The organism is Pseudohaliea rubra DSM 19751 (assembly GCF_000764025.1).
Lineage (GTDB): Bacteria > Pseudomonadota > Gammaproteobacteria > Pseudomonadales > Halieaceae > Pseudohaliea > Pseudohaliea rubra.
On record NZ_KN234786.1, the window covers coordinates 1 to 24,779 of the forward strand.

The 24,779-nt window shown below is 62.3% G+C and carries 24 protein-coding genes and 1 pseudogene; 12 read left to right on the forward strand and 13 right to left on the reverse strand.

The features are described from left to right. Both ampE and ampD read right to left on the reverse strand, forming a co-directional pair. Nucleotides 1-571 (reverse strand): regulatory signaling modulator protein AmpE (gene ampE / locus HRUBRA_RS12515; protein ID WP_035517681.1); only part of this gene is annotated, 571 nt, incomplete at its 3' end. After that, nucleotides 568-1,128, reverse strand: coding sequence for a 1,6-anhydro-N-acetylmuramyl-L-alanine amidase AmpD (gene ampD, locus HRUBRA_RS12520; RefSeq protein WP_035517720.1), 561 nt, complete (start codon nucleotides 1,126-1,128; stop codon nucleotides 568-570). The genes ampD and ampE, both read right to left, overlap by 4 nt. Before the next feature lie 480 nt (nucleotides 1,129-1,608). On the opposite strand from ampD, the gene nadC reads away from it, so the two are divergent. Next, on the forward strand, nucleotides 1,609-2,451 hold the full coding sequence (gene nadC, locus HRUBRA_RS12525) for a carboxylating nicotinate-nucleotide diphosphorylase (RefSeq protein ID WP_035517682.1): 843 nt from the start codon (nucleotides 1,609-1,611) through the stop codon (nucleotides 2,449-2,451). Between the two features lie 114 nt (nucleotides 2,452-2,565). On the opposite strand, the gene rraA is transcribed toward nadC, so the two are convergent. Together rraA and HRUBRA_RS12535 are read right to left on the reverse strand one after the other, a co-directional pair. Continuing rightward, the gene (gene rraA / locus HRUBRA_RS12530; RefSeq protein ID WP_035517685.1) at nucleotides 2,566-3,051 is read right to left on the reverse strand and encodes a ribonuclease E activity regulator RraA; all 486 of its coding nucleotides are present in this window, start codon (nucleotides 3,049-3,051) and stop codon (nucleotides 2,566-2,568) included. Continuing rightward, nucleotides 3,048-4,814 (reverse strand): acyl-CoA dehydrogenase, encoded by a 1,767-nt coding sequence (locus HRUBRA_RS12535; protein WP_035517686.1) that lies wholly within the window; start codon nucleotides 4,812-4,814, stop codon nucleotides 3,048-3,050. The genes rraA and HRUBRA_RS12535 overlap by 4 nt, the downstream gene beginning before the upstream one ends. Before the next feature lie 162 nt (nucleotides 4,815-4,976). On the opposite strand from HRUBRA_RS12535, the gene HRUBRA_RS12540 reads away from it, so the two are divergent. Beyond that, complete coding sequence (locus HRUBRA_RS12540) at nucleotides 4,977-5,933, forward strand: LysR family transcriptional regulator (RefSeq protein WP_035517688.1); 957 nt, start codon at nucleotides 4,977-4,979, stop codon at nucleotides 5,931-5,933. A gap of 104 nt (nucleotides 5,934-6,037) precedes the next feature. Beyond that, nucleotides 6,038-8,212, forward strand: coding sequence for a malate synthase G (locus tag HRUBRA_RS12545; protein WP_035517690.1), 2,175 nt, complete (start codon nucleotides 6,038-6,040; stop codon nucleotides 8,210-8,212). Between the two features lie 176 nt (nucleotides 8,213-8,388). Here the strand turns inward: HRUBRA_RS12545 and HRUBRA_RS12550 are convergent, their stop codons facing one another. After that, complete coding sequence (locus tag HRUBRA_RS12550) at nucleotides 8,389-9,003, reverse strand: alanine dehydrogenase (RefSeq protein ID WP_456107050.1); 615 nt, start codon at nucleotides 9,001-9,003, stop codon at nucleotides 8,389-8,391. After that, a complete protein-coding gene (locus tag HRUBRA_RS15825) occupies nucleotides 8,936-9,163 on the reverse strand; it encodes a hypothetical protein (protein WP_456107051.1) in 228 nt (75 codons plus the stop codon). The genes HRUBRA_RS12550 and HRUBRA_RS15825 overlap by 68 nt, the downstream gene beginning before the upstream one ends. Before the next feature lie 204 nt (nucleotides 9,164-9,367). Between HRUBRA_RS15825 and HRUBRA_RS12555 the strand changes: the two genes are divergently transcribed. The 4 genes from HRUBRA_RS12555 (at nucleotide 9,368) to HRUBRA_RS12565 (ending at nucleotide 13,266) form a co-directional block, all read left to right on the forward strand. Further along, a complete protein-coding gene (locus HRUBRA_RS12555) occupies nucleotides 9,368-9,847 on the forward strand; it encodes an Lrp/AsnC ligand binding domain-containing protein (protein ID WP_035517692.1) in 480 nt (159 codons plus the stop codon). A gap of 245 nt (nucleotides 9,848-10,092) precedes the next feature. Further along, a complete protein-coding gene (locus HRUBRA_RS15035; protein ID WP_084592640.1) occupies nucleotides 10,093-11,343 on the forward strand; it encodes a glycosyltransferase in 1,251 nt (416 codons plus the stop codon). Nucleotides 11,344-11,410: 67 nt separating this feature from the next. Beyond that, nucleotides 11,411-12,439 (forward strand): glycosyltransferase family 2 protein, encoded by a 1,029-nt coding sequence (locus tag HRUBRA_RS12560; RefSeq protein ID WP_035517694.1) that lies wholly within the window; start codon nucleotides 11,411-11,413, stop codon nucleotides 12,437-12,439. Between the two features lie 74 nt (nucleotides 12,440-12,513). After that, entirely contained in the window at nucleotides 12,514-13,266 is a 753-nt protein-coding gene (locus HRUBRA_RS12565; protein ID WP_161787616.1) for a glycosyltransferase, read from the forward strand. A 21-nt stretch (nucleotides 13,267-13,287) separates the two neighbouring features. Here HRUBRA_RS12565 and HRUBRA_RS12570 read toward each other — a convergent pair whose 3' ends face one another. Beyond that, on the reverse strand, nucleotides 13,288-14,112 hold the full coding sequence (locus HRUBRA_RS12570; RefSeq protein WP_084592642.1) for a glycosyltransferase: 825 nt from the start codon (nucleotides 14,110-14,112) through the stop codon (nucleotides 13,288-13,290). Between the two features lie 61 nt (nucleotides 14,113-14,173). On the opposite strand from HRUBRA_RS12570, the pseudogene HRUBRA_RS12575 reads away from it, so the two are divergent. Then, nucleotides 14,174-14,353: pseudogene (locus HRUBRA_RS12575) on the forward strand (transposase domain-containing protein); the annotation flags it as partial. 125 nt (nucleotides 14,354-14,478) lie between these two features. Here HRUBRA_RS12575 and HRUBRA_RS15040 read toward each other — a convergent pair. From HRUBRA_RS15040 to HRUBRA_RS15045, 3 genes are all read right to left on the reverse strand, one after another. Continuing rightward, complete coding sequence (locus HRUBRA_RS15040) at nucleotides 14,479-15,384, reverse strand: glycosyltransferase family 2 protein (RefSeq protein ID WP_084592643.1); 906 nt, start codon at nucleotides 15,382-15,384, stop codon at nucleotides 14,479-14,481. 113 nt (nucleotides 15,385-15,497) lie between these two features. Continuing rightward, on the reverse strand, nucleotides 15,498-17,366 hold the full coding sequence (locus HRUBRA_RS12580; RefSeq protein WP_144244472.1) for a hypothetical protein: 1,869 nt from the start codon (nucleotides 17,364-17,366) through the stop codon (nucleotides 15,498-15,500). A gap of 217 nt (nucleotides 17,367-17,583) precedes the next feature. Continuing rightward, the gene (locus tag HRUBRA_RS15045; RefSeq protein WP_035517707.1) at nucleotides 17,584-18,054 is read right to left on the reverse strand and encodes a pilin; all 471 of its coding nucleotides are present in this window, start codon (nucleotides 18,052-18,054) and stop codon (nucleotides 17,584-17,586) included. A gap of 496 nt (nucleotides 18,055-18,550) precedes the next feature. On the opposite strand from HRUBRA_RS15045, the gene pilB reads away from it, so the two are divergent. The 4 genes from pilB to coaE are packed head-to-tail and all read left to right on the forward strand — an operon-like array spanning nucleotide 18,551 to nucleotide 23,034. Next, nucleotides 18,551-20,275: a type IV-A pilus assembly ATPase PilB gene (gene pilB / locus HRUBRA_RS12590; protein WP_035517713.1), complete on the forward strand. Its 1,725-nt coding sequence runs from the start codon at nucleotides 18,551-18,553 to the stop codon at nucleotides 20,273-20,275. 48 nt (nucleotides 20,276-20,323) lie between these two features. After that, nucleotides 20,324-21,538 (forward strand): type II secretion system F family protein, encoded by a 1,215-nt coding sequence (locus HRUBRA_RS12595; RefSeq protein ID WP_035517714.1) that lies wholly within the window; start codon nucleotides 20,324-20,326, stop codon nucleotides 21,536-21,538. A 9-nt stretch (nucleotides 21,539-21,547) separates the two neighbouring features. Then, nucleotides 21,548-22,420 (forward strand): prepilin peptidase, encoded by an 873-nt coding sequence (locus HRUBRA_RS12600; protein ID WP_236629869.1) that lies wholly within the window; start codon nucleotides 21,548-21,550, stop codon nucleotides 22,418-22,420. Continuing rightward, nucleotides 22,417-23,034, forward strand: coding sequence for a dephospho-CoA kinase (gene coaE, locus HRUBRA_RS12605; RefSeq protein ID WP_035517716.1), 618 nt, complete (start codon nucleotides 22,417-22,419; stop codon nucleotides 23,032-23,034). The genes HRUBRA_RS12600 and coaE overlap by 4 nt, the downstream gene beginning before the upstream one ends. On the opposite strand, the gene mutT is transcribed toward coaE, so the two are convergent. From mutT to HRUBRA_RS15810, 3 genes are all read right to left on the reverse strand, one after another. Further along, complete coding sequence (gene mutT / locus HRUBRA_RS12610; protein WP_035517718.1) at nucleotides 23,035-23,430, reverse strand: 8-oxo-dGTP diphosphatase MutT; 396 nt, start codon at nucleotides 23,428-23,430, stop codon at nucleotides 23,035-23,037. A 1-nt stretch (nucleotide 23,431) separates the two neighbouring features. Further along, complete coding sequence (gene argJ, locus HRUBRA_RS12615) at nucleotides 23,432-24,649, reverse strand: bifunctional glutamate N-acetyltransferase/amino-acid acetyltransferase ArgJ (protein WP_035517719.1); 1,218 nt, start codon at nucleotides 24,647-24,649, stop codon at nucleotides 23,432-23,434. A 16-nt stretch (nucleotides 24,650-24,665) separates the two neighbouring features. Beyond that, nucleotides 24,666-24,779, reverse strand: a 114-nt coding sequence (locus HRUBRA_RS15810) for an SEC-C metal-binding domain-containing protein (protein WP_201771606.1), incomplete at its 5' end; no start/stop codon positions are given.

Sequence of the window (24,779 nt, forward strand, 5' to 3'; positions counted from 1 at the left end):
GGGCGGGCGCCCAATCGGCCAGGGCGAGAGCCCGCCGGGCGGGCGCATTGCGCGCGGCGGCGAACTGCAGGAGCCGGTAGGCGAAGGCCCCCGCCGGCCCCGCGAGCACGAAAAAGAACACCGGCGCATACCAGCGCTGGCAGGCCTCGTAGAGCAGGGCCGCGCGGAGCTCCTCGCCGGGAGACAGGCCCTCACCATCGCCCCCGGCCTCCAGCCAGGGCAGCGCCGTCACCGCCGAGAGCCAGGCGGCCTCGGCATCACCGGCCCCGCAGTGGGCACGGAGATCGGCAAACAGACCGCTGAAGTCACCACGGCCGAGTGCATAGAGCAGCAGCAGCACGGACAGCGCCAGGCCGAGGAGGCCGAAGAACCAGCCGCCAAAGACAGCGAGCAGCCAGAGCGCGGCCAGCGACGGCAAGAGCACGGCGGTCGCCGCAGCCAGCGCCGGGGCAGCGCCGCGGGCTTCCAGCCACTGCCACCAGGTGGCGAACCAGCCGTCCCGGTGCCAGGGGGCATAGGGGCCGGCAAACTGCTGCAGGGCGAGGGCGACGACCAGGGCCAGGAAGTTCATGCGCAGGCACCGGCGAGGAGCGCACTCAGGCGCTCCCAGTCGAAAGCGGGGCCCGGGTCTGTCTTGCGCCCGGGGGCAATATCGCTATGGCCGGTGATGCGCGCGGCGCCGAGGGTCGCATAGGCTGAGCAGAGCGCGGGCACCAGCCCTCCCAGCACGGCGTACTGGGCGTCGCTGTAGGGGGTGTGGTCTGTGCCCTCGAGCTCGATACCGATGCTGAAGTCGTTGCAGTTGTCGCGGCCGCACCAGGTGGAGATGCCGGCGTGCCAGGCGCGGCGGTCGCAGCTCACGAACTGCGTGAGGCGCCCGCGCCGGTCGACGAGGAAATGCGCCGACACGCAGAGCCCCGCCACCTCCTCGAAAAACGGGTGCACGGCGGGATCGAGGCGGTTGCAGAACAGCGCCTGCACATGACCGCCACCGAACTCGCCCGGCGGCAGGGAGATATTGTGCAGCACGATAAGCTCGGGGCTGGCACCCGCGGGCCGCTCGTTGCAGTTCGGCGAGGGGCACCAGACTGCTTCCGCCACGCGGCCCCGGGTCACTGTGTAGGCCATGATCACATGGTCCTCTTTGTTCGGTTCATCGCTGTTTCCGGGGCGGATGGCGGGTTTATCCCCCCCCAACGTTACCAGGCCGGGGCGCTCCATGATGTGAGGTCGTCTTAGCTTGCCGACGCGCCCGCAGGCGGGTGCCCCCAGTCGCTCCACGATATTCGCTTGATGGGGGCACCCGCCTGCAGCCGCGCCTACCTCCGTGCTTACCCCCACTTCCTGAGTGGTGCCGATTGGCGAGGAAGTACGGTAGGCGTCAGGGGGGAGAGCGGGAGAGTTCTCTCACCAAGCGAATATCGTGGAGCGACTGAGAGAACTCTCCCGCGCTCACCCCGGAACAGTGCAACCCCGGCATCCACCCCGGAAATCCGCGATCGGCCTGTTTTTTTCATCATAGGCCCCGCGGCGCCGACGGTAAACATGCCGCCTACAGCGGACCGGCGGCGGCTGCTATGCTACGCGCCCCGCAACCGAGGGCGAACCATGCACAACGTCACCCGCGTACCCCAGGACATCGTCGACGCCGACGTCGCCCGCGCCCTCGAGGAAGACGTGGGCAGCGGCGACATCACCGCCGCGCTGGTCGACGAGTGCACCACCGCGACCGGCCAGCTCATCACCCGGGAAGACGGCGTGCTCTGCGGGCGGCCCTGGGCAGAAGCCGTGTTCCGCGCCGTCGACGAACGCTGCCGGCTGAGCTGGGACGCCGACGACGGCGACCGCATCAGCGCCGGGCAGCGCCTGCTCACGGTGACCGGCCCCGCGCGCGCCCTGCTCACCGCCGAGCGCACGGCGCTCAATTTCCTGCAGACGCTCTCGGGCACGGCCACCCGGGCCCGGCACTACGCAGACCTGGTCGCCGGCACGGACCTCAAACTCCTCGATACGCGCAAGACCATTCCCGGCCTGCGGCTGGCGCAGAAGTACGCCGTGACCTGCGGCGGCTGCCACAACCACCGCGTCGGGCTCTTCGACGCCTTCCTGATCAAGGAGAACCATATCGCCGCCTGCGGCAGCATCGCCGCGGCAGTCGCCGCGGCCCGGGCGCTGGCGCCGGGAAAGCCGGTGGAGGTGGAAGTGGAGAACGCCGAGGAACTCGGCCAGGCCCTCGCCGCAGGCGCGGACCGCATCATGCTGGACAACTTCAGCCTCGCCACCCTGCGCGAGGCCGTGGTGGCCACCGCCGGTCGCGCCGAGCTGGAGGCCTCGGGCAATGTCACCGAGGCCACGCTGCCGGCGATCGCCGCTACCGGGGTGGACTACGTATCGATCGGCGCCCTCACCAAGGACTTCAAGGCCCTGGACCTGTCGCTGCGCCTGGGCTGAAGGGGGGCGGTTGCGGCAAACCCTGGCGGGGCGAGACCCCGCTCCCCCCGGCGCGCTCGGCGACGCCCCTTCCACGAGGGGCCTGAAGCACAAGGGGGTTAACGCACAAGGGGCCTAGAGAAGGGGTTCAGGGCTGGCGATGACACCGTTGTTGTCGGCGTAAACATAATCGCCGGGGCTGATGATCACGCCGCCGATGCTCACGGGCACATCCTGCTGACCTTCGCCGCGCTTGTCGGTTTTGCGCGGGCAGCAGCCCAGGGCCTTGACCCCGAGAGCCATCGTCGCCAGCTCGTCGACATCGCGCACGGCGCCACGGATGACCAGCCCGGCCCAGCCGTTCTTTACCGCGTCTGCCCCGAGCATGTCGCCGAGGAGCGCCCGGCGCAGGGAGCCGCCGCCGTCGACGACGATGACCCGCCCCTCCCCGGGCTCCTGCACCAGCGATTTCACCAGCGAGTTGTCTTCAAAGCACTTGACGGTCACCGCCGCCCCGCCGAAGGCCGCGATACCTCCGAAGTTGCGCCACTGCAGCTCCAGCGCCCGGGCGCCGGCGTGGTCGTCGGTGAGGTCCGGGGTGCTGATGCCGGTGCCGCTCATGCCAGCCACTCCTCTGCGAAGGCCTCCAGCGCGCTCGCCTCACCGGCAATGATCGCGCCGTGGGCGCGGGTACGGGGCAGCAGGGCCTCGGCGTAGAAGTTCGCGGTGGCCACCTTCTGCGCGTAAAAGGGGTTGTCGCTCCCCGCCGCCAACCGGTCCTGGGCGACGGCGGCGCCGCGGAACAGGTGCCAGGCACCGAACAGGTAGCCGGTCTGCATCATATAGTCGAAGGCCAGGGCCCGGGCCGCGTCGGGGCGCTCGGCCAGGAGCGCTACGAGCCGCTCCGTGGAGGTTTCCTGGTGCGCCGCCGCCGCGGCCAGCGCGCCGCCGATGAGGCGCAGCGCCGGGTCCCCGGAGAGGGCGCGGGCCGTTTCGCGGACCGACTCGGTCAACGCGCGCATGGTATCGCCGCCGTCCCGGCCGAGCTTGCGGCTGACCAGATCGGCCGCCTGGATGCCGTTGGTGCCTTCATAAATCGAGGTAATACGCACATCGCGGAGGTACTGGGCGGCGCCGGTCTCCTCGACATAGCCCATGCCGCCGTGCACCTGCACGCCAAGGGACGCGATCTCCTCGCCGAGCTCCGTCATCCAGCCCTTGATCACCGGGATCATGAGGTCGATGCGCGCCTGCTGCGCGGCGCGGTCACTCTCTTCCCCGTGGCGGGCGAGATCCATGGTGATCGCCTCGCTGTAGGCGAGGGCGCGCATGGCCTCGTTGAAGGCACGCATGGTCAGCAGCATGCGCTTGACGTCCGCGTGGCGGATGATCGGCACGCCACCCTGTACGCGCTCGTGGGCGTAGGCCAGGGCCTTCTGGTAAGCGCCCTCGGCGGCGCCGAGACCCTGCAGGCCGACCTTCAGCCGGGCCTCATTCATCATGGTGAACATGCAGGCCAGGCCCCGGTTCTCCTCGCCCACGAGGTAGCCCACGGCGCCGCCGTTGTCGCCGTAGGCCATTACGCAGGTGGGGCTGCCGTGGATACCGAGCTTGTGCTCTGTGGATACGGGGTAGACGTCGTTACGCTCCCCGGGGTTACCGTCGGCATCGGGCAGGAACTTGGGCACGATGAACAGGGAGATGCCTTTACTGCCCGCCGGCGCATCGGGCAGCCGCGCCAGCACCAGGTGAACGATGTTGTCCACGGCATCGTGGTCGCCCCAGGTGATGTAGATCTTCTGGCCGGTGACCAGGTAGTGGTCGCCGTTGGGCACCGCGCGGGTCTTGAGGGGGCCGAGGTCTGAGCCGGCGCCGCCCTCCGTGAGGTTCATGGTGCCGGTCCATTCGCCGCTGTGCAGCTTCGGCAGGTAGAGCGCCTTCTGCTCCTCGGTGCCGTGGGTTTCAATGGCGAGGGCCGCACCGCTGGACAGAAAGGGCGCCAGGGCAAAGGCCATGTCGGCGCTGTTCCACATCTCGCAGGCCGCCGTGCCGTAAAGCTCCGGCAGGCCCTGGCCGCCATGCTCAGCGCTGGCGGCAATCCCGAACCAGCCGCCGGCGGCGAGCTGTGTCAGCGCCTCGGCGTAGCCGGGGGTGAGGGTGACCCTGCCATCCTCGCAGGTTGCCGGGTGGGCATCGGCGACTCGGCGCAGCGGCGCGAGCACATCCCCGGCGAAGCGGGCGCCCTCCTCCAGCAGCGCGCCGGTAAGGTCCGGCCCCACGCCCAGCTCGGCAAAGGGGGCGAGCCCGCCGAGGGCGGCGCCGGCGTCCAGCACCTCGTCAATCAGAAAGCGCATGTCGTCGAGGGGAGCGCGGTAGTTATCCATGGTCTGTCTCCTGCGGTCTGTCGGGCCTGAGCGGCGGGCAGCAGCTGCCGCGGCGCCGGCAAGTATAAGGGGCCACACGCCACGACGCAGGGTAGCGCCGGTGTCGTATTCATCCCATCGCGGGGTTGCTATGATGACCATTCATTTGCTGAATACAAGCCCATGCAACTCAACCGCATCGACCTCAACCTGCTGGTGTACCTCGACGCCCTCCTCCGCGAGCGCAACGTTACCCAGGCCGCGCACCAGCTGAACCTCTCGCAGCCGGCCATGAGCAACGGCCTGCGCCGGCTGCGGGAACTGTTTGACGACCCGCTGCTGGTGCGCACCTCCGACGGCATGACGCCCACGGAGCGGGCCCTGGAGCTCGAGCCGCTGGTGCGCGAGGTACTCACCAACATCGAGCGCGCCGTGCAGCCGCGCACGGCCTTTGAGCCGGCCTCGGCGAGCCGCGTGTTCCGCATTATGGCCAGCGACTACGCCGAGTCGACGCTGCTGCCCGGCGTGCTCGGCCGGCTGCGCAACGAGGCACCGGGGCTGACCCTGGACATCATGACGCCGAGCGATGTGAGCTTCCTTGACGTGGAGCGCGGCAAGGTCGACATGGTCATCAACCGCTTCGACGCCATGCCCCAGTCCTTTCACCAGATCCATCTGTGGAGCGACAGCTTCTCCTGCCTGCTGAGCCCGGAGAACGCCCTGCTCAAGGATTTCACCCTGGAGAATTACCTCAAGGCGGACCACGTGTGGGTGAGCAAGACCGGCATGGGCGTAGGTGTGGGGGTGGACCCGGACGACGTGCAGCGCCTGGGCTGGGTGGACGCGGCGCTGAACCGCCTGGGCAAAAAGCGGCAGATCCGCGTGTTCACGCGCCACTACCAGGCCGCCATGACCCTGGCCGAGCAGAACGACCTGGTGGTCACCCTGCCCACCCGCGCGGCGCTGCTCAAGCGCGACAACCCGCGGGTCGTGCTGCGGGACCCGCCGCTGGAGATCCCCCCGCTGGAGCTGAAGATGGCCTGGAGCCCGCTGCTGCAGCACAACCCGGCCAACCGCTGGCTGCGCAAGGTGATCGTCGATACGGCGCGGAGCCTGGCCGGGGAGCCGCCGCCGGCCTAGGCAATATTCAGCGAGCTTATGCCGGCGATAAAAGTGATAGCCTTGGGGAATTCCGGCACTTTCCCTAGACTGCCCGTCAAATCATCTTCACAGGAAGCGCAGCCATGACCCAGCGCGTCACCCGCAGCGGCCTCCAGGTCGCCACGCCCCTCGCGAACCTCCTCGAGCACGCCATCGCCCCCGGCACCGGGGTAGAGCCCGCCGACTTCTGGCAGGCCCTCGCGCAGCTGCTGGCCGACTTCGGCCCACGCAACCGCGACCTGCTGGCAACGCGCGAGACCATGCAGCAGCAGATCGACGACTGGCACCGGGCCAACCCGGGCCGGGACTACGACCGCGCCGCCTACCGCGCCTTCCTCGAAGAGATCGGCTACCTGCTGCCCGAGCCCGAGCCCTTCACCGTCACCACAGAGAACGTCGACCCCGAGGTCGCCACCCTCGCCGGCCCGCAGCTGGTGGTGCCGGTAATGAACGCCCGCTACGCCCTCAACGCCGCCAATGCGCGCTGGGGCAGCCTCTACGACGCGCTCTACGGCACCGACGTGATCCCGGAAGACAACGGCGCCGAACGCGCCGGCGCCTACAACCCGGTGCGCGGCGCGAAGGTCATCGCCTTTGCCCGCGACTTCCTCGACCGGCACTTCCCTCTGGCCAACGGCAGCCACCGGGATGCCACCGCCTACCGTATCGTCGACGGTGCGCTGACGGTGGGCCTCGGCGACGGGGAAAGCGCCCTCGCCGAGCCGGGCCAGTTCCGGGGCTACCAAGGCGACGCCGACGCCCCGAGCGCCGTACTCCTTGCGCACAACGGCCTGCATGCGGAAATCCAGCTGGACAGCGAGCACCCCATCGGCCGCGACGACGCCGCCAGCGTGAAAGATGTAGTGCTCGAGGCGGCGCTGACCACCATCCAGGACTGCGAGGATTCCGTCGCCGCCGTCGACGCCGACGACAAGTGCGTGGTCTACGGCAACTGGCTCGGCCTGATGAAAGGCGACCTCACCGACAGCTTCGCCAAAGGCGACAGGACCGTCACCCGGCGCCTGAACGGGGACCGCGAATATACCGGCGCAGACGGCGAGCCCGTGGTACTGCCCGGGCGCAGCCTCTTGTTCGTGCGCAACGTCGGCCACCTCATGACCAACAATGCCATCCTCGACAGCGAGGGCAACGAGATCCCCGAGGGCATCATGGACGGCATGTTCACGGCGCTTATCGCCGTGCACGACCTCAAGCGCAGCGAAGGCCTCGGCAACAGCCGCCACGGCAGCGTCTACATCGTGAAGCCCAAGATGCACGGCCCGGACGAAGTGACCTTCACCGTGGACCTCTTCGACCGCATCGAGGACGCCCTGGGCCTTCCCCGCAACACGCTCAAGCTCGGCATCATGGACGAAGAGCGCCGCACCACCATCAACCTCGCCGAGTGCATCCGCCGGGCGAGCGAGCGCGTGGCCTTTATCAACACCGGCTTCCTCGACCGCACCGGCGACGAGATACACACCAGCATGGAAGCCGGCGCCATGACGCCCAAAGGCGACATGAAGGCCGAGCGCTGGATTAGCGCCTACGAAGACCGCAACGTGGACGTAGGCCTGGCCTGCGGCCTGCCGGGCCACGCCCAGATCGGCAAGGGCATGTGGGCCATGCCGGACCTCATGGCCGCCATGCTCGAGCAGAAAATCGGCCACCCCAGGGCCGGCGCCAGCACCGCCTGGGTGCCCTCGCCCACCGCGGCGACGCTGCACGCCATCCACTACCACACGGTAAACGTGGCCGAGCGACAGCAGGAACTGGCCAGCCGCACACCCGCCAGCCTGGCGGATGTGCTGGAAATTCCCCTGCGCGGCGCCGAAGGCCTCGACGCCACCGCCATCCAGCGCGAGCTGGACAACAACTGCCAGGGCATCCTCGGCTACGTGGTGCGCTGGGTGGACCAGGGCGTGGGCTGCTCCAAGGTGCCGGACATCAACGACGTAGGCCTCATGGAAGACCGCGCCACCCTGCGCATCTCCAGCCAGCACATCGCCAACTGGCTGCACCACGGGGTGGTGAGCGAAGCCCAGGTGCGCGAGACCCTGGAACGCATGGCGGCGGTGGTCGACCAGCAGAACGCCGGCGACCCGGCCTACCGGGCGATGGCGCCGGGCTTTGACGACAGCGTGGCCTTTCAGGCGGCCTGCGACCTGGTGTTCCTTGGCCGCGAGCAGCCTTCCGGCTACACCGAGCCCGTCCTCCACGCCCGCCGCCGCGAGGCCAAGGCGAAGTTCGGCGCCTGACCCCACACCTCTGTAGGAGCGACTCGCCCGGACCAGGGGACCCGTCGCGACCCTGGCCAAAGGCCGGCCAACCCGGGCGGTCGGCACGAGTCGTGCGTCCTACAGACCATGCCCCCTGTAGGAGCGACGCCTCGTAGCGACCCCGGCCGCAAGGCCGGCTTCAACCCCCGCCGAAGCTAACCCCCCGCCGTCAACGCCTCTCGCGCCCCCACAAACTCATACCCCAGCGCCGAGGCAACAGCCTCATAGGTCACCATCCCCGCATGCACATTCAACCCACACAGCAGGTGCTCATTCCCCAACAACGCCTCAACAATTCCCTTATTAGCTAACTGCGCCACATACGGCAACGTCGCATTCGTCAACGCCTGCGTCGCCGTCCGCGCCACCGCCCCGGGCATATTCGCCACGCAGTAATGCACCACATCATCCACCACATACGTGGGCGCATCGTGGGTCGTCGGCCGGGAGGTCTCAAAACAACCGCCCTGGTCGATAGCGACATCCACCAGGACCGCCCCCAGCTTCATCCGTGACACCAATTCACGGCTGATGAGCTTCGGCGCTGCCGCACCGGGGATCAGCACCGCGCCGATCACCAGGTCCGCCTCCACCGCCAGGCGCTCTATGGCCTCGCGGGTGGAGTACACCGTCTTCAGCCGCCCGCCATAGAACTCATCCAGCTCCTTCAGCCGCTCCACGTTGCGGTCGAGGATCGTCACATCAGCCCCCAGGCCCATGGCCATGCGCGCCGCATTCGTGCCCACCACACCACCACCGATCACCAGCACCCGCGCCGCTGTACTGCTCGTCCGCAAAGCCGATGGCCGCGCCGCCGCCCGCCTCGATCATCACCTGGTGACCGTGGTCCACCAGCTCCGTCACCCCGGCCGGCGTCAAGCCGATGCGGTACTCGTGGTTCTTGATTTCCTTCGGGACACCGATCAGCACAGGGCTTCCTCCATTGCAGACCTGGGATGCAGGCCTGGATGGCCCGCTCTTGCGGAGAGCGTAACTTCCCCGGAATGGATATTTACGCTATATATTGCTCCATCAAGCAGTTTTTTTGCCTACTATTTTTGTCTTATTATCACCTTCAGGCTAAGATATAACCATATAGTGGGGATTCAGCCCTCAAAATAACGGAACAATGTAATGGAAAAGAAGCTTCACCAACTTGGACGCATCGACCGCAACATCCTGCGCGTCCTGCAGCGCAATGGCCGGCTCAGCATCGCCGCCCTCGCCCGGGAAGTGGGACTGACCACGACCCCCTGCAAAGAGCGCGTACGCCGCCTCGAGCGCGAAGGCGCCATCCGAGGCTACCACGCCCGCCTCGACCCCACCTGGCTGAATGCTGCCCTCGTCGTCTTCGTACAGATCCGCCTGAACCGCACGTCGCAAGATATCTTCGAGGAGTTCGCCCGCAGCGCCGGTGCGCTGCCGGAGGTGCAGGAGTGCTACCTGGTTTCGGGGAACTTCGACTACCTGATCAAGGCGCGAGTGGCGGATATGGATGCGTACCGGAAGTTCCTGGGGGAAACGCTTCTCACGCTGCCGGGGGTGCAGGAGTCGACGAGCTATGTGGCGATGGAGCAGGTCAAGGAGACGTTGGCGTTGCCGGTGCCGTACTGAGCTGCTGCACTCAGCGCAATGATGAGGCCTCCAATAGAGGCCTCGTGCACCCTGAGCAAAACATATCTATGGACATACAGCACCGGTATTGCGCACATGGGCATCGGTACTCAGGATCGAAGCAACACTCTGCGTGAAGTCATTATCGCGGTAAAGTGCTAGACTCCTTTCGGTTTCTCGGACCGGATGATCTCACACCACCGCCGAAACGGGCGCAGTCTTTTTTCGGGGTGCCAAACCAGACAATGGCGTGCTTCACCCCACAGGGAAACAAACCTCGTCTTTTGGTGCTTGCGTCAACCTATCCACGCTGGTCTGGCGATCACGAACCGGGATTTGTGCATGAACTGGCACGCAGGCTGAACGACCGTTTCGAAGTACATGTCCTAGCGCCGCACGCACCCGGCGCGCGCAGGAGAGAAGTTCTGGATGGGGTGGCAGTAGAGCGCTTTCGCTACGCGCCCACGCAACTACAGTCGCTCATCAATGACGGTGGCATTATGAGCAACCTAGGTCGCCACCGCTGGAAGTGGCTTCTGATACCACCTTTCTTCCTAGCACAATTGTTTGCAACATTCAGGGCGCTGCTGCGGCTCCGACCCCGCGTCGTTCACGCACACTGGATACTACCCCAAGGGCTTACAATCGCCCTTGTAAAACAGCTCTTTCGAACACCTTTCGTCCTTACCGCACATGGGGCCGATCTGTTTGCCTTAAGAGGCTCTCTATTTCGGCTCGTTAAGCGCTGGGTGTGCGCCCAGGCCACAACGGTTACTGTTGTTAGCGAGGCAATGGCGAGCGCGATCAGCGAGTTAAATATCCCTGACGGCAAAGCGCTTGTCAGACCGATGGGCGTAGACCTAGAAGTGCGCTTTACCCCTGATCCCACAGTAGAGAGGATCCCAAAACAACTTCTTTTTGTAGGACGGCTGGTGGAGAAGAAAGGGGTAAATTACCTGCTTGAAGCACTGCCACTCATTACTGAGAAACATCCCGACGTTACGCTAACTATTGTGGGATTCGGACCCGAGGAACTGTTGCTGAGGGAGATGGCGGCGAGGCTAGGCATCAACGGTAGAGTGAGCTTTCTCGGTGCCGCTCCACAGGAATCCCTGCCAAAGCTTTACCGCCAGTGCGGGCTATTCGTCGCGCCGTTCGCCCCGGCTCAGACCGGGGACCAGGAGGGCCTTGGATTGGTATTGGTGGAAGCACTAGGTTGTGGCTGCCCGGTGCTGGCTGGAGACGTAGCTGCGGTTCGGGATGTATTGCCCGACAGTAGGCAGAGAGTGCGACCGGCAAACCCTCCGGCACTGGCAAGCGCAATATCGGAGATTTTAGCACTCTCTAGCGCAGAATTGTTAGAGCGATACGAACCACTTTTCCAACAGAGTCTTCATAGGTTTTCCTGGTCCAACGTCAACGATGCCTACGCTAAGCTATTAAATGAAGCTGTCGCAACAAGTGCGCGTGAAAAGCAGAAATCGAGAAAGCAATGAAACGCGAAGTGCCGGCTTGTGCTAGCTTTTATGTATACGCGGCAAGGAACCGAGTGCATAGTTGACAATGGATTTTAGAGAGGTATCCCTCAAACCAATCGTCTCTATCTGCATCGCCAACTACAACGGCGATGCCGTCCTGGAGGCCTGCGTTTCCTCTGTCATGGCACAGATCACCGACTTTCCGGTGGAGATTCTCATCCACGACGACTGCTCCAGCGACGACTCGGTGGCCATCCTCAAGGAGCTCTACCCGAACGTTACGCTGCTGACCTCGGTAACAAACGTTGGCTTCTGCACCAGCAACAACCGGATGGCGGCCGCGGCACGCGGCGACTACCTGCTCCTGCTCAACAACGACACACGCCTGCACGCAGGGGCTCTGCAGACGTTGTTCACCTTCCAGGAGGGAAACCCGGATGCAGGCATACTCACGCTTCCGCAGTACAACATGCAGACCGGCGAGCTACTGGACCGCGGGATGTTCATGGATCTTTTTGCCAACCCGATCCCCAATACCAAACCAGGGACGCGCGAGGTGGCTATGGTCATGGGTAGTTGCCTGTGGATCGCCCGCGAACTCTGGGAGGGCATTGGGGGATTCCCCAACTGGTTCGGCTCTATCGCGGAGGATACGTACCTGTGCTGCTGCGCGAGGCTTCTGGGGCGGCACGTGGTGGCGGTCGATGAAAGCGGCTACGACCATGCGGTCGGCTACTCTTTCGGCGGCGGCAAGGTCAAGGATAAGAAGCTTCAGAGCTCCTTGCACCGGCGTGCATTGAGCGAGCTCAACAAAAATCGTGTGATCGCAATCTGCTATCCGGACAGCAGCATCATGCTGCTGCTGCCCCAGTTTTTGCTGCTGCTCATTGAAGGGATCGTCCTTAGCATCATTCGTTGGAACCCGGCGCTCCTTTGGGGCATCTATATACCAGCCGTTGTGGAACCTATCCGTGACCACCAGAGATTATGCGCCCTGCGTCGAGACGTGCAGCGGAGACGCCGTGTCAGATTTGGCGAGTTCTTCGCTCCATTCCGTCTGCTACACCATAAAATCTCGCTGCTATGGGCGTACGGAATTCCAGAGGTACGGTGAAGGTGAACGCGTCCCACAGAGGCAATGAATGGAACCTGCTGAGAAACCGAGTTTATCTCTGTGCGAGGCTGAATTTGAAGCTCACCATCATCATTCCGACGTTTAACGCTTCGGCGCATATCGAAGCATGTCTCAACTCAATCTTAGCCACGGTTGGTAGCTACCTGGGAGAAACCATAGCAATCAGAGTTCAGGACGGGGCATCGACGGACGATACCGTCAAGATCGCAAACGGGTTGGCTGTCCCCGGAATGGAAGTCAGCGTTCAGAAGGACGCCGGTGTCTACGACGCTATGAACCAGGCGGTGATAGCCTGCCGGTCCGGCTGGGTCCATTTCCTTGGGGCAGACGACCGTTTGTTACCCGGCTTCGCACCGTGCCTTAATTCACTGGTAGACTTGGGCAAAGTCTATTATGCGAATACTATCTTCTCCGGAGACGGTCGACGTTACGATGGCCCTTTCGGCCCTTTTAAGTTGATCTATCGAAACATCTGCCACCAAGGCATATTCTTCCCACGAGACGTCTTGGCTAGCAGGCCATTTGACCTGCGATTTCCTGTCTTCGCAGACTGGGCCAAGAATATCGAGTTGATGGCGGCGGTCCCCTATCAGTATCTACCACTCGACGTGTGCTTGTACAACAACACCTCCGGTATAAGCCGGCACAGCCATGACAGGGAATTCGAGCTAGCCAAAGCGCACTTATTTAGAAAACACTACGGGGTCGGACTTGGTGTCTTGTCTAAAACAGCCTGGCTTCCTACCTGGGTCTACAAGACTCTGGGCCACCCAGCTATGCAAAGGTGCCAATTCCGTGAAAAGTGATTTCCCTAAGCTTGTCACTAATCATTCTGCACCGTCCTCAATAATACGACTTGAAGCCCTGGCCCGGATGTTGTCCGAAAACAGATGAATCAGCAGGTGATATGCCGGCTTACGGTAACATGAAAACGGCAAAGAGTGCCACAGGCCCTTCGCTTCTGCCAGATATTCACTCGCAAACTGTTCGGAGAGCTGCCCTTCGTGACAACGAAAAGAACCTAGGAAGGCACGCACAGTATACAACGGCGCGATACGAAAGAAAGATGACCAAAGAAACTGGTCTCCCGCCAATCGATACGTCTTCAATGCCTCGAGCTTTATGGCATGCTGAAGGCGATTAGACCAAAATGTTGACTCCTGTTGTAGGTGAGGCAAGAACCGCCCATAGACTCCGGCGTGAAAAAGACGAGCGTCATAGTCGAATGGAAGAGCTGCACGAATTACGGCATCGTTCTCATTGATCACGACTTGCATACCGGTTACCCAGTCGACACCCTCGCGCGCCATCGCTCGAGCCACACTCGAAGCCGCTGCCGGAGCAACAAGATCACCTGCGTTCAAGTAATGATACACGTCAGCAGCGGGAGCTTCATCCATCGCAATCGCAAGCGCGTCATACATTCCGTCGTCCTCAACGCTCTCGATTTGAATATGAACACTGCGACCATTGTGGTATTGAGTCGCAACATGGTTCGCAATCTCTATCGTGCCATCCGAGGACCCACCGTCCTGAATTCGATAGTAAAGGACATGCCCCTCGTCCCAAGCTCCTTGCGAAAGCACGGACAGCATGGTCTGCTTGAGGTACATCTCGGCGTTGAGGCATGGCGTAATGCAGCAAAACTTCATTACTTTGCTCCAGGTCACGAATGTTTATTCCAAGTGCAACCGTACTTGGATTGCCACCGATAGTTCCCTGCGCAGCGGCCAGCGCGCGGCCAACGTGATGACGCTAATCCAGTCCGCGAAGATCAACGGCCTCAATCCGCAGGCCCACCTGCGGGATGTGCTTGACCGATTGCCGACGGCGAGGCAGTCAGATCTGGCGGCGCTGCTGCCGCACAACTGGAACCCGCCGGTCAACGTGTGATCACCGGACGCTTACGAAAGAGCGTAGACGGCGGGCTTACGAACGCCAGCCTGCAGGCCAGATCTGTTGACCGAGACCTCGGGCAGGGTACTGTTTGAACTTTTCACCATCAGATCAGAGGATCCTTAGTGACCCGACGACCGCGACTCATCATCCAGCGCTTCAGATTCATACCGAATATTCTTATACTGAAGATTTGTGATCTGCTCGGAAAGCAGCCCCATTAGGAAGACAATGATGCCTACAAGCATTAGCAGTGTACTCATATTGCTGAACCGCAGAGAGTTTGCACTAAGAGCATAAAATGCGTAGTTAAGCACGCCAAGGCTAGTCATCAATACGGATACAGGAAAGTAAACCTTAAGAGGTGAGTACAAGGTGCCGATTTTGAATATAATCAAAAAGAAGCGTATACCGTCGCGCCAGAAGCTGATGTGACTCTTTCCTAATCGCCTGCCGGCCCTGATTGGGACAAATCCAACGGAATATCCAGCTCGAAAGAACGCCATGGTGGAAGTAGTCGGATAGCTGAACCCATTAGGGAGAAGATAAAGAAAGCTCAGAAACTTTTTTCGATTTACTAAACGAAAGCCTGAAGTTAGGTCATCGATTTTCTGCCCCACCATCCAACTCGCCAAAAGGTTATATAGCTTGTTTGCGCCCCAACGAAAGATACTAGCTTGAGACGACAAACTATGCCTGGCCCCAACAACCATGTCATAACCCTCAGCCGCCTTCGCTAACAATTTAGGGATATCTTCGGGATCATGCTGACCATCAGCGTCCATAAAAACAACATAATCTGCGTCAGCGGCGAGAGCCCCCCGCTTAATCGCAGCTCCATTGCCTTTTGGGTAGGGCTGCCTGATCACCGTTACGCCACACTGACCGGCTACGCTCAATGTCGCGTCAACTGAGCCGTCGTCAACAACGATGATCCTGCCAACACAATCGAGTTGCGCTATCCTTGGAAGAAGTTTCGCTAAATGCAAGCTTTCATTTCTAGAGGGCAACACAACCTGTACATTCAACTCCAACCTCCAAATATATCGACGACGTTTAGATTTGAGCTAACAATCGACATGGGATAGGCCTTCGAAACAATGAAATATTTCATCAATGGGCATTCTTTTCCGAGCTATACTCAGCCTCCGGAATCCAAAAGGCTGGCATGTCTTTCATAGTAGAGCACTTCAACGGGCCTCAAATAACCATCTTCCCTTAATTTCTTCATCGTCTTGAGCTCGTTAAAGATAGCCCTGTGATCTCCTGCCCGAACCGCAGCCTCAAGCTTCAACACCGCCAACGTACCATCCACCGGTCTTTTCTCCGATGCCATACTCGCGTATACGTAGGAACGAGAAAAATTTCCGCGTTCCCGCTCAAATGCAGCAAGATCTTTCAACACGTACCACCGAAGCGCACCACCATTTTGGAGGGTACTCTCCACGAGCCTGAAAAGCCAATCCGAAATCAAAGACCACTTCCCGTTAGTGCAAGCTGAATCCCTAAACATTCGAGTCAGAAGATTAACGCCGCCGCTTAAAATAGCGTTGTCTAACGATAGTTTAGAAATATCAAGCAGAGCTTGGTCCAGTCGCCGATTTGATAAACAGGCAGCGGCCACCTTCAAGATAACCCTATCTGCATCACCCATAGGTTTGGATGACTTGCTAATTCGACTGTACTCTATTGCTCTGTCGATGTGTACCGCTGCGCGCTCGAGGTCCCCAGAGCCCGCAACAACCAAGGCAAAATCGGAATTGGCTCTAGACGAGCGTGGATGTCCCTGCAGGTGATGCGACACTAGGTTTCTATACGAGCTCCATTCATGGGCATAGCTAAAAGTAGAGAACGCGGTCACCACACTAAATAGAAACAAACTAGGCAATGCAAAAGGAACGTTGAGCTTAAATCCCCTCGAAATCCCACCCGCAATAAAAAAGACGCACAGAACCGCAAGCCCGACACTAGGCAGGTAGTTTCGATGCTCAAAATATACTTCTAGAGGAAGGAAAGACGTTTCCAAGCTATGTGCGATAAAATAAAAAGCAAGGGAGAACCCTACAACCCCCCCCTTCCCCGTGGCAACCAACGAAACTAGCAGCGCGACCATCAGCGAGACTGCCACGAGACTCATACCAATTTGCATGGATCTCAGGGCCAAATCAAAGTCATCATGTATAAGGCCCATTCTACTTGTTTCAGGTAAAAAAAACTGCCTCGCGTAATCGACAAGGCTCACTGCCGAGAAAAGCAACCGCTCTTCATAATCAAAGGCCCTAGTCGCATAATAATCGGCTTCGCTCAAATAAACTCTAAATGCCCAAGCCAGAAACAGGACAAAGCCAAACAAAAGAACACCCTGCGCCGCGAGCCTGCCAGCCCTAACGCCGCGCAAACCCCTGGAAAAAACAAATAACTCAAGCGCCGCAATGAGAGGCACAGCAAGGGCGCCATTCTCCTTAGCAAACGGAGCCAACATCAAACAGACCGTGGTGCAAATCGTTAACAGAACCTTGTGCGCTTGCTTAGCGGAAACTCGGGCGTAGGCATAAAATATCAGCGCAAGTAAAGTTAAAGTCGTCGCGAGCAAAGCCATCCGTTGCACGATGTAGAGCACAGCACTAACCTTTTGAGGCGACACAGCCCATATGATCGCAACCAGGAAGGCCAAGATAGCGGGCTTATTAAGGCCCACCTCACAAAACAATAATCGCGTTAGAACAAAAACGAGGCCGGCATTCAAGACGTGAATCGAAATAGAGATGTATTGACTAACATCTGACGAGCTCTTCAGAAGGATCTTCTCTAAGGCGAATGTGGCAACCGACACAGGGCGGCCTAACGACCCTGAAACATCGCTGAAGACATAAGCCCAAAACTGCTCCGGATGTTGGCTTAATTGCTGTAACGGCAGTACGGATGTTATATCGTCAAAAACATAGCCTGTACCAACACCAGGAGAAAAGACCACCGAAATCACAAGCGCGAGAACTATAACCACCACCACGCACTTAACCTTAAAACAGCCAGATGCTATGGAATCGGAACCGCAAACTGCCCGTACAGGCATCCAATTAACCTTTGTCAAGTTTTAGTCGCCATGGGCACGGACTCGCCGAACGAAACTACACACAACCGGCATGGTACGCGCGTCAAAAAAAAGCCCCGCATGCGGGGCTCCGTTTCAAAAATACTTTTGACTGGTTACGATGGGATTTTACAACCTATCCGCGGCAGGAAGACGGCAAGTATTTGGGAGGAATAGTTCCAGGTGCACATACCCAGCTCACTCTCCGCGAGGCCGGGTCCACGGTACCCGTGAGCGTGAAAGTGTCGGAGAGTATGTCATTCGGAATATCTGTAGCGTTCGTTGTCAATGTGATTGTGTAGACGCCTACCGTACTAGATGTCTCTGCCCATGCGGTCGCGCTCACATAAGACTGCGGACCGAACCCTACAGTCGTTATGCCGGCTGCCGCGGAGTCAGCAGGTACGACACCCCTGGCCGCAACGAACTCCGCAACTGTCGTTTTGCCTTCCGCAGCGACCGCCAGAGCTTCGGACAGTTTCGCCCGAACCGTATAATCTTGATAAGCCGGCAACGCAATCGCCGCCAGAATCCCAACAATCGCAATCACGATCATCAGCTCGATCAGAGTAAAGCCGCCTTGGCGGGCTGAGTGTTGCTTTTTCATGATGGTCTCCGATAGGTCCCATTTGTGATCCTGCCGGCACAGCCAGGCAGGTTGACGGTGGAAGTAGCCAGAAGGCACCTCAAGCCCACCCTGCGTCCTGCCAAGCAATTAGCGGACCAAGGTACCCGATGAATCCTCTGAGGCATCCCGGAGTGGCAACTATCTTGTTTTAAATCAGACTATTAGCGTTCAACGGGGCTCTGCACGCCGGGCAAGCCAGGGCCGGGGCAGCACAAAGGCTCAGCGCACTTGCTGACGACCTTTTGAGTAGACTGACATTTTTTGTCAGTCTAGTTGCCGAACGCGCCGCATCACGCGCAGGGCACCGTAAAGGCCGCCTCACCGCCCCTACCGCAGGAGGCCCGGCAAGCCAGTGTTATCCCCGCAAAAAATCGACTGGATTTCCAACCACTTAACCACTACATCTTCACATAACCTGTAGGTATACTCAGGTTATTCTCACGGTTCGCCCTCCGGCGGCCCCCAAGGTGGCACGATGAACGAACAGGCGAAAGCACCGCCCTCCGGCCTCGCCGGGCGCCTCGTCGTGGAGGGCCTGATCGATGCCGACCAGGCGCGGGAGGCGCAGCGGGCCTCCGTAGAGCAGCGGGTACCGTTCGTCAGCTACCTGGTGGAAACGGTCAACGTCGATGGTAAAGAGCTGGCCCGCGTCGCCTCGCAGGAGTTCGGCGCGCCGCGCTTTGAGCTGGAGTCCTTCGACCGGGAAAACCTTCCTGACGGGCTGGTTGAGCAGGAGCTCATCACCAAGCACCACGCGCTGCCCCTCTTCCACCGCGGCAAGCGTCTTTTCATTGCGGTTTCAGACCCTACCAACCTTGCCGCCCTGGACGAAATCAAGTTCCACACGGGGATCAGCACCGAGCCGATCCTGGTTGATGAGCGAAGCCTGACCAAGGCGATCAGCGAGTGGATAGCGGCGCAGGATGACCTCGCCGGCGGCCTAGAGGAGCTGGAGGCCGGCGAGCTCGAAGATATTGATATCAGTGCCGTCGATGAAGAGGCGCGCGGCGACGGGGCTGATAACAGCGCCATCGACGAGACGCCTATCGTCCGCTTTGTGAACAAGGTGCTGGTAGATGCCATCAAGCAGGGCGCGTCGGATATTCACTTCGAGCCCTACGAGAAGGACTACCGGGTGCGCTTCCGCACCGACGGCATGTTGCAGGAGATGGTGCGGCCGCCGCGCAACCTGGCGCCGCGGCTGGCGGCGCGCCTGAAGGTCATGTCGCAGATGGACATTTCCGAACGCCGGGTGCCCCAGGACGGGCGCATCCAGATGCGCCTGTCACGCAACCGCGCGGTGGATTTTCGTGTGAACACGCTGCCCACGCTCTTCGGCGAGAAGATCGTGCTGCGGATTCTCGACCCCACCAGCGCGCAGATGGGCATCGACGCTCTGGGTTACGAGCCGGAGCAGAAGGCGATGTACCTGCGTGCCCTCAGCCAGCCGCAGGGCATGATCCTGGTTACGGGCCCCACCGGTTCCGGCAAGACGGTCTCCCTCTACACGGGCCTTAATATCCTCAACGAGCCGGAGCGGAACATCTCCACGGCGGAAGACCCGGTGGAGATCAACCTCTCCGGCGTCAACCAGGTGCACGTGAACCCGCGGGTCGGCCTCGACTTTGCCGAGGCGCTGCGCTCTTTCCTCCGCCAGGACCCGGATGTGATCATGGTCGGGGAGATCCGCGACCTGAAGACGGCCGAGATCGCCATCAAGGCCGCACAAACGGGCCACCTGGTGCTGTCCACGCTGCACACCAACAGCGCCGCCGAGACCATCACGCGCCTGCTCAACATGGGCGTACCGACCTTCAACCTCGCTACCTCCGTGAGCCTGATCATTGCCCAGCGTCTCGCGCGGCGTCTGTGCAACGAGTGCAAGGCGCCGGCGGACCATATTCCCCATGACGTCCTCGTGCAGGAAGGCTTCACCGACGAGATGCTCAAGGGCGCCACGCTTATGAAAGCGGTGGGCTGCGATGTCTGCCGCGACGGCTTCAAGGGGCGCGTGGGCGTTTATGAGGTGGTGCGCATCACCCCGGAAATCAGCGAGTTGATCATGGGGCAGGCGGATGCCACGAAGATCGCCAAGCAGGCCAGAGCCCACGGCTTTCACTCCGTGCGCACCGCGGCGCTGCTGAAGTGTGCGGCCGGGCTGATCAGCCTCGAGGAAGTGAACCGCATTACCATAGACTAGGCTTAAGGGGCGCCGGTCTGCGGCGCGCCAGCGAGGGCTGAAAGACAGATGGCAACGGCAACCTCAGATCTTTTTATCTGGAGCGGCACCGACAAGAACGGCCGGCAGACCAAGGGCGAGATCACGGCGCCCTCGCAGGCGCTTGCCCGCGCGCAGCTGCGCCAGAAGGGCATCAACCCGAAAACCGTGCGGCGCAAATCGAAGCCGCTGTTCAGCGCGCGCAAGAAGCCCATCAAGCCGGCGGACATCGCCATCTTCACCCGCCAGATGGCCACCATGATGAAAGCCGGTGTGCCGCTGGTGCAGAGCTTCGATATCGTCGCCGACGGGGTCGAAAACCCCTCCATGAAAACGCTGGTCAGCACTATCAAGAATGACGTGGCCGGCGGCACCGGCCTGGCCGTGTCGCTGGCCAAGCACCCGCGGCACTTCGACGAGCTGTTCTGCAGTCTGGTCAGCGCCGGTGAGTCCTCCGGCCGCCTGGAGGTGATGCTCGACCGGGTCGCCACCTATAAGGAAAAGACCGAGTCCCTCAAGAAGAAAATCAAGAAGGCCATGACCTACCCGACGGCGGTGATCATCGTCGCCATCGTCGTTACCGGCATCCTGCTGATCAAGGTCGTGCCGCAGTTTGCCGAAACCTTCCAAAGCTTTGGTTCCGATCTGCCGGCCTTCACACTCCTGGTGCTGAGCATCTCCGAGTTCGTGCAGAAATGGTGGTTCATTATCCTCATCGGCATGCTCGGCGCGGTCTGGGGCATCCGCGAGGCAAAACTGCGCTCGGTGGCCTTCGCGGAAGCCATCGACAAGCTGGCGCTGAAGGCGCCGGTCATTGGTGGCATCGTCCACGATGCCGTTATCGCCCGCTTCGCGCGCACCCTGGCCACCACCTTCAACGCCGGTGTACCGCTCGTGGAGGCGCTCGAGTCCACCGCCGGCGCGGCCGGCAACTCGGTCTTCAGCAAGGCGATCCTGCAGATCCGCGACGATGTCACCACCGGCGCCACGCTCTACCAGTCCATCAAGTCCACGGGGCTGTTCCCGAACATGCTCCTGCAGATGGTCTCCATCGGCGAGGAGTCCGGGCAGCTCGACGAGATGCTCGACAAGGTCGCCAACCACTACGAAGAAGCCGTCGACAACGCCGTCGACAGCCTGAGCTCACTCATGGAGCCGATCATCATGTCGATCCTCGGGGTGCTCGTGGGCGGGCTCATGGTGGCCATGTACCTGCCGATCTTCATGCTCGGCTCGGTGGTTTAAGCAGCCGGCGTGATTGTCGACTGGTTGCTGCAGCACCCGGCCTGGTGGGTCGGGATCGTGGGGGTGCTCGGCCTGGTGGTCGGCAGTTTCCTGAACGTGGTGATCCTGCGCCTGCCGCGCATGCTCGAGGCCCAGTGGCAGCGCGACTGCCGCGAGCTCCTCGCCGAGGGTGAGCTGCCGGAGGAGAACGTCCCGGCCTTCTCCCTCGCTTATCCGCCGTCCCACTGCCCCGCCTGCAGCGCGCCCATCCGTCCCTGGCACAATATTCCGGTGCTGAGCTACCTGGCCCTGCGCGGGCGCTGTGCCGACTGCCGGGCGCCTATCGCCCTGCGCTACCCGCTGGTAGAGGCCGCCACCGCCGCGATCTCGGTGGCCGTGGCCCTGCACGTAGCGCCGGGGCTGGCAGCGGCTGCGGCCCTGGTTTTCAGCTGGGCACTCATCGCCCTCACCGGCATCGATATTGACCACCAGCTCCTCCCGGACGACATCACCCTGCCACTGCTCTGGGCCGGGCTCCTGTTCAACCTGGCAACGGGCACCGTGCCGCTGGCCGATGCGGTGGCCGGCGCGGCGGCGGGCTACCTGCTGCTCTGGGGCGTCTACTGGCTGTTCAAGCTGCTCACCGGTAAGGAGGGCATGGGCTACGGCGATTTCAAGCTCCTCGCCGCCCTCGGCGCCTGGCTGGGCTGGCAGCTGCTGCCGCTGGTGATTCTGCTGTCGTCGCTCGTGGGCGCCGTAATCGGCATTGCCGGCATGGTGCTCCTCGGTCGCGGCCGCGATGTGCCCATTCCCTTCGGGCCCTACCTCGCCGCTGCCGGCTGGATCGCCCTGCTCTGGGGCGACCCCATCATTCACTACTGGTTCGGGATGCTGCAGCCATGAATACGCGTTTTGTGGTCGGCCTTACCGGCGGCATCGGCAGCGGCAAGACGGCAGTGACAGACCGCTTTGCCGCCGCGGGCATTGCGGTGATCGATGCCGACCGGGCAGCGCGCCTGGTCGTCGAGCTCGGCACGCCCGGGCTGGCGGCCATCGCCAAGCACTTCGGGCCCGGCATCCTGGACGCGGCCGGCTGGCTGAACCGGGCCGCGCTGCGCCGCCTGGTCTTCGAAGATCCGGCGGAGCGGGCCTGGCTGGAGCGGCTGACCCACCCGCTCATCGGTGAAGAGATCGCCCGCGGGCTGGCGGCCGCCACCTCGCCCTACTGCGTGCTCAGCTCGCCGCTGCTGCTGGAGACCGGCCAGAAAGACCTCGCAGACGTGCTTGTGGTGGTGGATGTGCCCGAGGAACTGCAGCTGGCCCGCACCGTGGCCCGGGACGGCAACGACGCCGAGCTGGTGCGCAAGATCATGGCGGCCCAGCTGACCCGGGCCGAGCGGCTCGCAGGCGCCGACATTGTCATCGATAACAGCGGCACGCTCGCGGATCTCGATGAGCGCGTGGCGGAACTGCACGGGGAGTTTCTGGCCCGGGCGGAGCTGGCGCGCGAAGGCTAGCTACCCCAACCGCTCGCGAATGGCGGCGATGATCGGCACGTTCGCCGCCGGGAATTCGTCCGCATCAAGCTCCGCCGGCAGCAGCCAGCGCAGCGGCTGTCCTTCCTGCCCGGTCGCCTCCCCCCGGTAAGCCGTGACCAGGTGCACATCGAGGCAGACATGCCGGTCGCCGTAGTCGTGCTCGATGACCAGCAGGGGCTCGGTGCCGCCGACCTCCAGGGCCACTTCTTCGGCCAGCTCCCGCGCCAGCGCGTCGGTGACGCTTTCACCATCTTCGACCTTGCCGCCGGGAAACTCCCAGCGGCCGCCCTGGTGCTTGTCGTCCGGGCGCAGGGCGACGAGCACCCGACCCTCGCCATCTACAACGACAGCCACCGCAACCTGGAGCGTTTGCATGTCAGGTTCGGTACTCGGCATTGATACGCACGTAGTCGTAGGAAAAATCCGACGTCCACACCGTCTCGCTTGCCTCACCGCGGCCGAGGTCCACATCGATGCGGATCTCCGCCTCAGCCATGGCGGCGGCGCCCGCCGCTTCCGTGTAGGTCGCTGCCCGGCAGCCGCCCTCGGCGATGAGCACGTCGTTCAAGCGGACGCTCACGGTCTCGACATCAAGGTCAGCAAGGCCGGCGCGGCCAATGGCGGCCAGCAGTCGACCCCAGTTCGGGTCCGAGGCGAAGAGCGCGGTCTTGACCAGCGGCGAGTGAGCGATAGTGAAGGCCACGGCCAGGCACTCGTCACTGCCTTCGCCGCCAGCCACGGTGATAGCGACAAACTTGCTCGCCCCTTCGCCATCGCGCACCAGGCCCTGGGCAAGCTGCGTGCAGACATCGCCCACGGCTTCAGCCAGCGCGCGGGCGGCCTCGCTGTCACCGTCCGTGACCTCGCCGTTACCGGCCGCGCCCGTGGCGAGGAGCACGCAGGCATCGTTGGTAGAGGTATCGCCATCCACAGAGATGCGGTGGAAGGAGCAGTCCACGGCTTCGCGCAGCACCGCGTCCAGTACCGGCTGCGCCACCGCCGCGTCTGTAGCGATGAAGGCGAGCATGGTGGCCATAGCCGGGCGCAGCATGCCGGCGCCCTTGGCCATACCGGTGACGGTGACCTCGGTGCCATCGACGGTAAGCCGGGCACTGCATAGTTTGGGCTGCGTATCGGTGGTCATGATGCCGCGCGCCGCGTCCGCCCAGCCGTCGGCAGCCAGACCCGCGAGAAGCTGCGGCACGGCGGCGGTGATCGGCGCCACCGGCAGCGGCTCGCCGATTACGCCCGTGGAGAAGGGCAGCACCTCCTCCTCGCGCACGCCCGCCGCCGCCGCAACCGCAGTGCTGCAGGCGCGGGCGTCCGCAAGCCCGGCTGCGCCGGTGCCGGCGTTGGCGTTACCGGTGTTGATCAGCAGATAGCGGGGCGCGGCCTGCGCCAGATGCTCCCGGGCAAGATGAACCGGCGCCGCGCAGAAGGCATTGCGCGTGAACACAGCGGCGCAGCGGCTGCCCGGCGCGGCCTCGAGGAGCACGAGGTCCGGCCGGCCCTGATAGCGCACGCCGGCGGCTACCGTGGCGAGACGAATGCCGCCAACCGGCAGCGGGGCCTCCAGCAGCTCACGCTGTGCCATCGCCTGTACCGTCAGGCTACAGCGCGCCGTGGCACTGCTTGTACTTCTTGCCGCTGCCGCAGGGGCAGGGCTCGTTGCGGCCGACCTTGGGTTGCTCGCGGGTGAAGGGCTGCTGCTGTTCGCCCTCGCC

Bases quoted from the DNA above. Each gene is read 5' to 3' on its own strand.
- pilB (WP_035517713.1), top strand. From the start codon at position 18,551: ATGAACGAACAGGCGAAAGCACCGCCCTCCGGCCTCGCCGGGCGCCTC.
- HRUBRA_RS15045 (WP_035517707.1), bottom strand. From the start codon at position 18,054: ATGAAAAAGCAACACTCAGCCCGCCAAGGCGGCTTTACTCTGATCGAG.
- HRUBRA_RS12595 (WP_035517714.1), top strand. From the start codon at position 20,324: ATGGCAACGGCAACCTCAGATCTTTTTATCTGGAGCGGCACCGACAAG.
- coaE (WP_035517716.1), top strand. From the start codon at position 22,417: ATGAATACGCGTTTTGTGGTCGGCCTTACCGGCGGCATCGGCAGCGGC.
- HRUBRA_RS12560 (WP_035517694.1), top strand. From the start codon at position 11,411: ATGGATTTTAGAGAGGTATCCCTCAAACCAATCGTCTCTATCTGCATC.
- HRUBRA_RS12555 (WP_035517692.1), top strand. From the start codon at position 9,368: ATGGAAAAGAAGCTTCACCAACTTGGACGCATCGACCGCAACATCCTG.
- mutT (WP_035517718.1), bottom strand. From the start codon at position 23,430: ATGCAAACGCTCCAGGTTGCGGTGGCTGTCGTTGTAGATGGCGAGGGT.
- HRUBRA_RS12540 (WP_035517688.1), top strand. From the start codon at position 4,977: ATGCAACTCAACCGCATCGACCTCAACCTGCTGGTGTACCTCGACGCC.
- HRUBRA_RS12535 (WP_035517686.1), bottom strand. From the start codon at position 4,814: ATGGATAACTACCGCGCTCCCCTCGACGACATGCGCTTTCTGATTGAC.
- nadC (WP_035517682.1), top strand. From the start codon at position 1,609: ATGCACAACGTCACCCGCGTACCCCAGGACATCGTCGACGCCGACGTC.
- ampD (WP_035517720.1), bottom strand. From the start codon at position 1,128: ATGGCCTACACAGTGACCCGGGGCCGCGTGGCGGAAGCAGTCTGGTGC.
- HRUBRA_RS12545 (WP_035517690.1), top strand. From the start codon at position 6,038: ATGACCCAGCGCGTCACCCGCAGCGGCCTCCAGGTCGCCACGCCCCTC.
- HRUBRA_RS15035 (WP_084592640.1), top strand. From the start codon at position 10,093: ATGGCGTGCTTCACCCCACAGGGAAACAAACCTCGTCTTTTGGTGCTT.
- rraA (WP_035517685.1), bottom strand. From the start codon at position 3,051: ATGAGCGGCACCGGCATCAGCACCCCGGACCTCACCGACGACCACGCC.
- argJ (WP_035517719.1), bottom strand. From the start codon at position 24,649: ATGGCACAGCGTGAGCTGCTGGAGGCCCCGCTGCCGGTTGGCGGCATT.
- HRUBRA_RS12570 (WP_084592642.1), bottom strand. From the start codon at position 14,112: ATGAAGTTTTGCTGCATTACGCCATGCCTCAACGCCGAGATGTACCTC.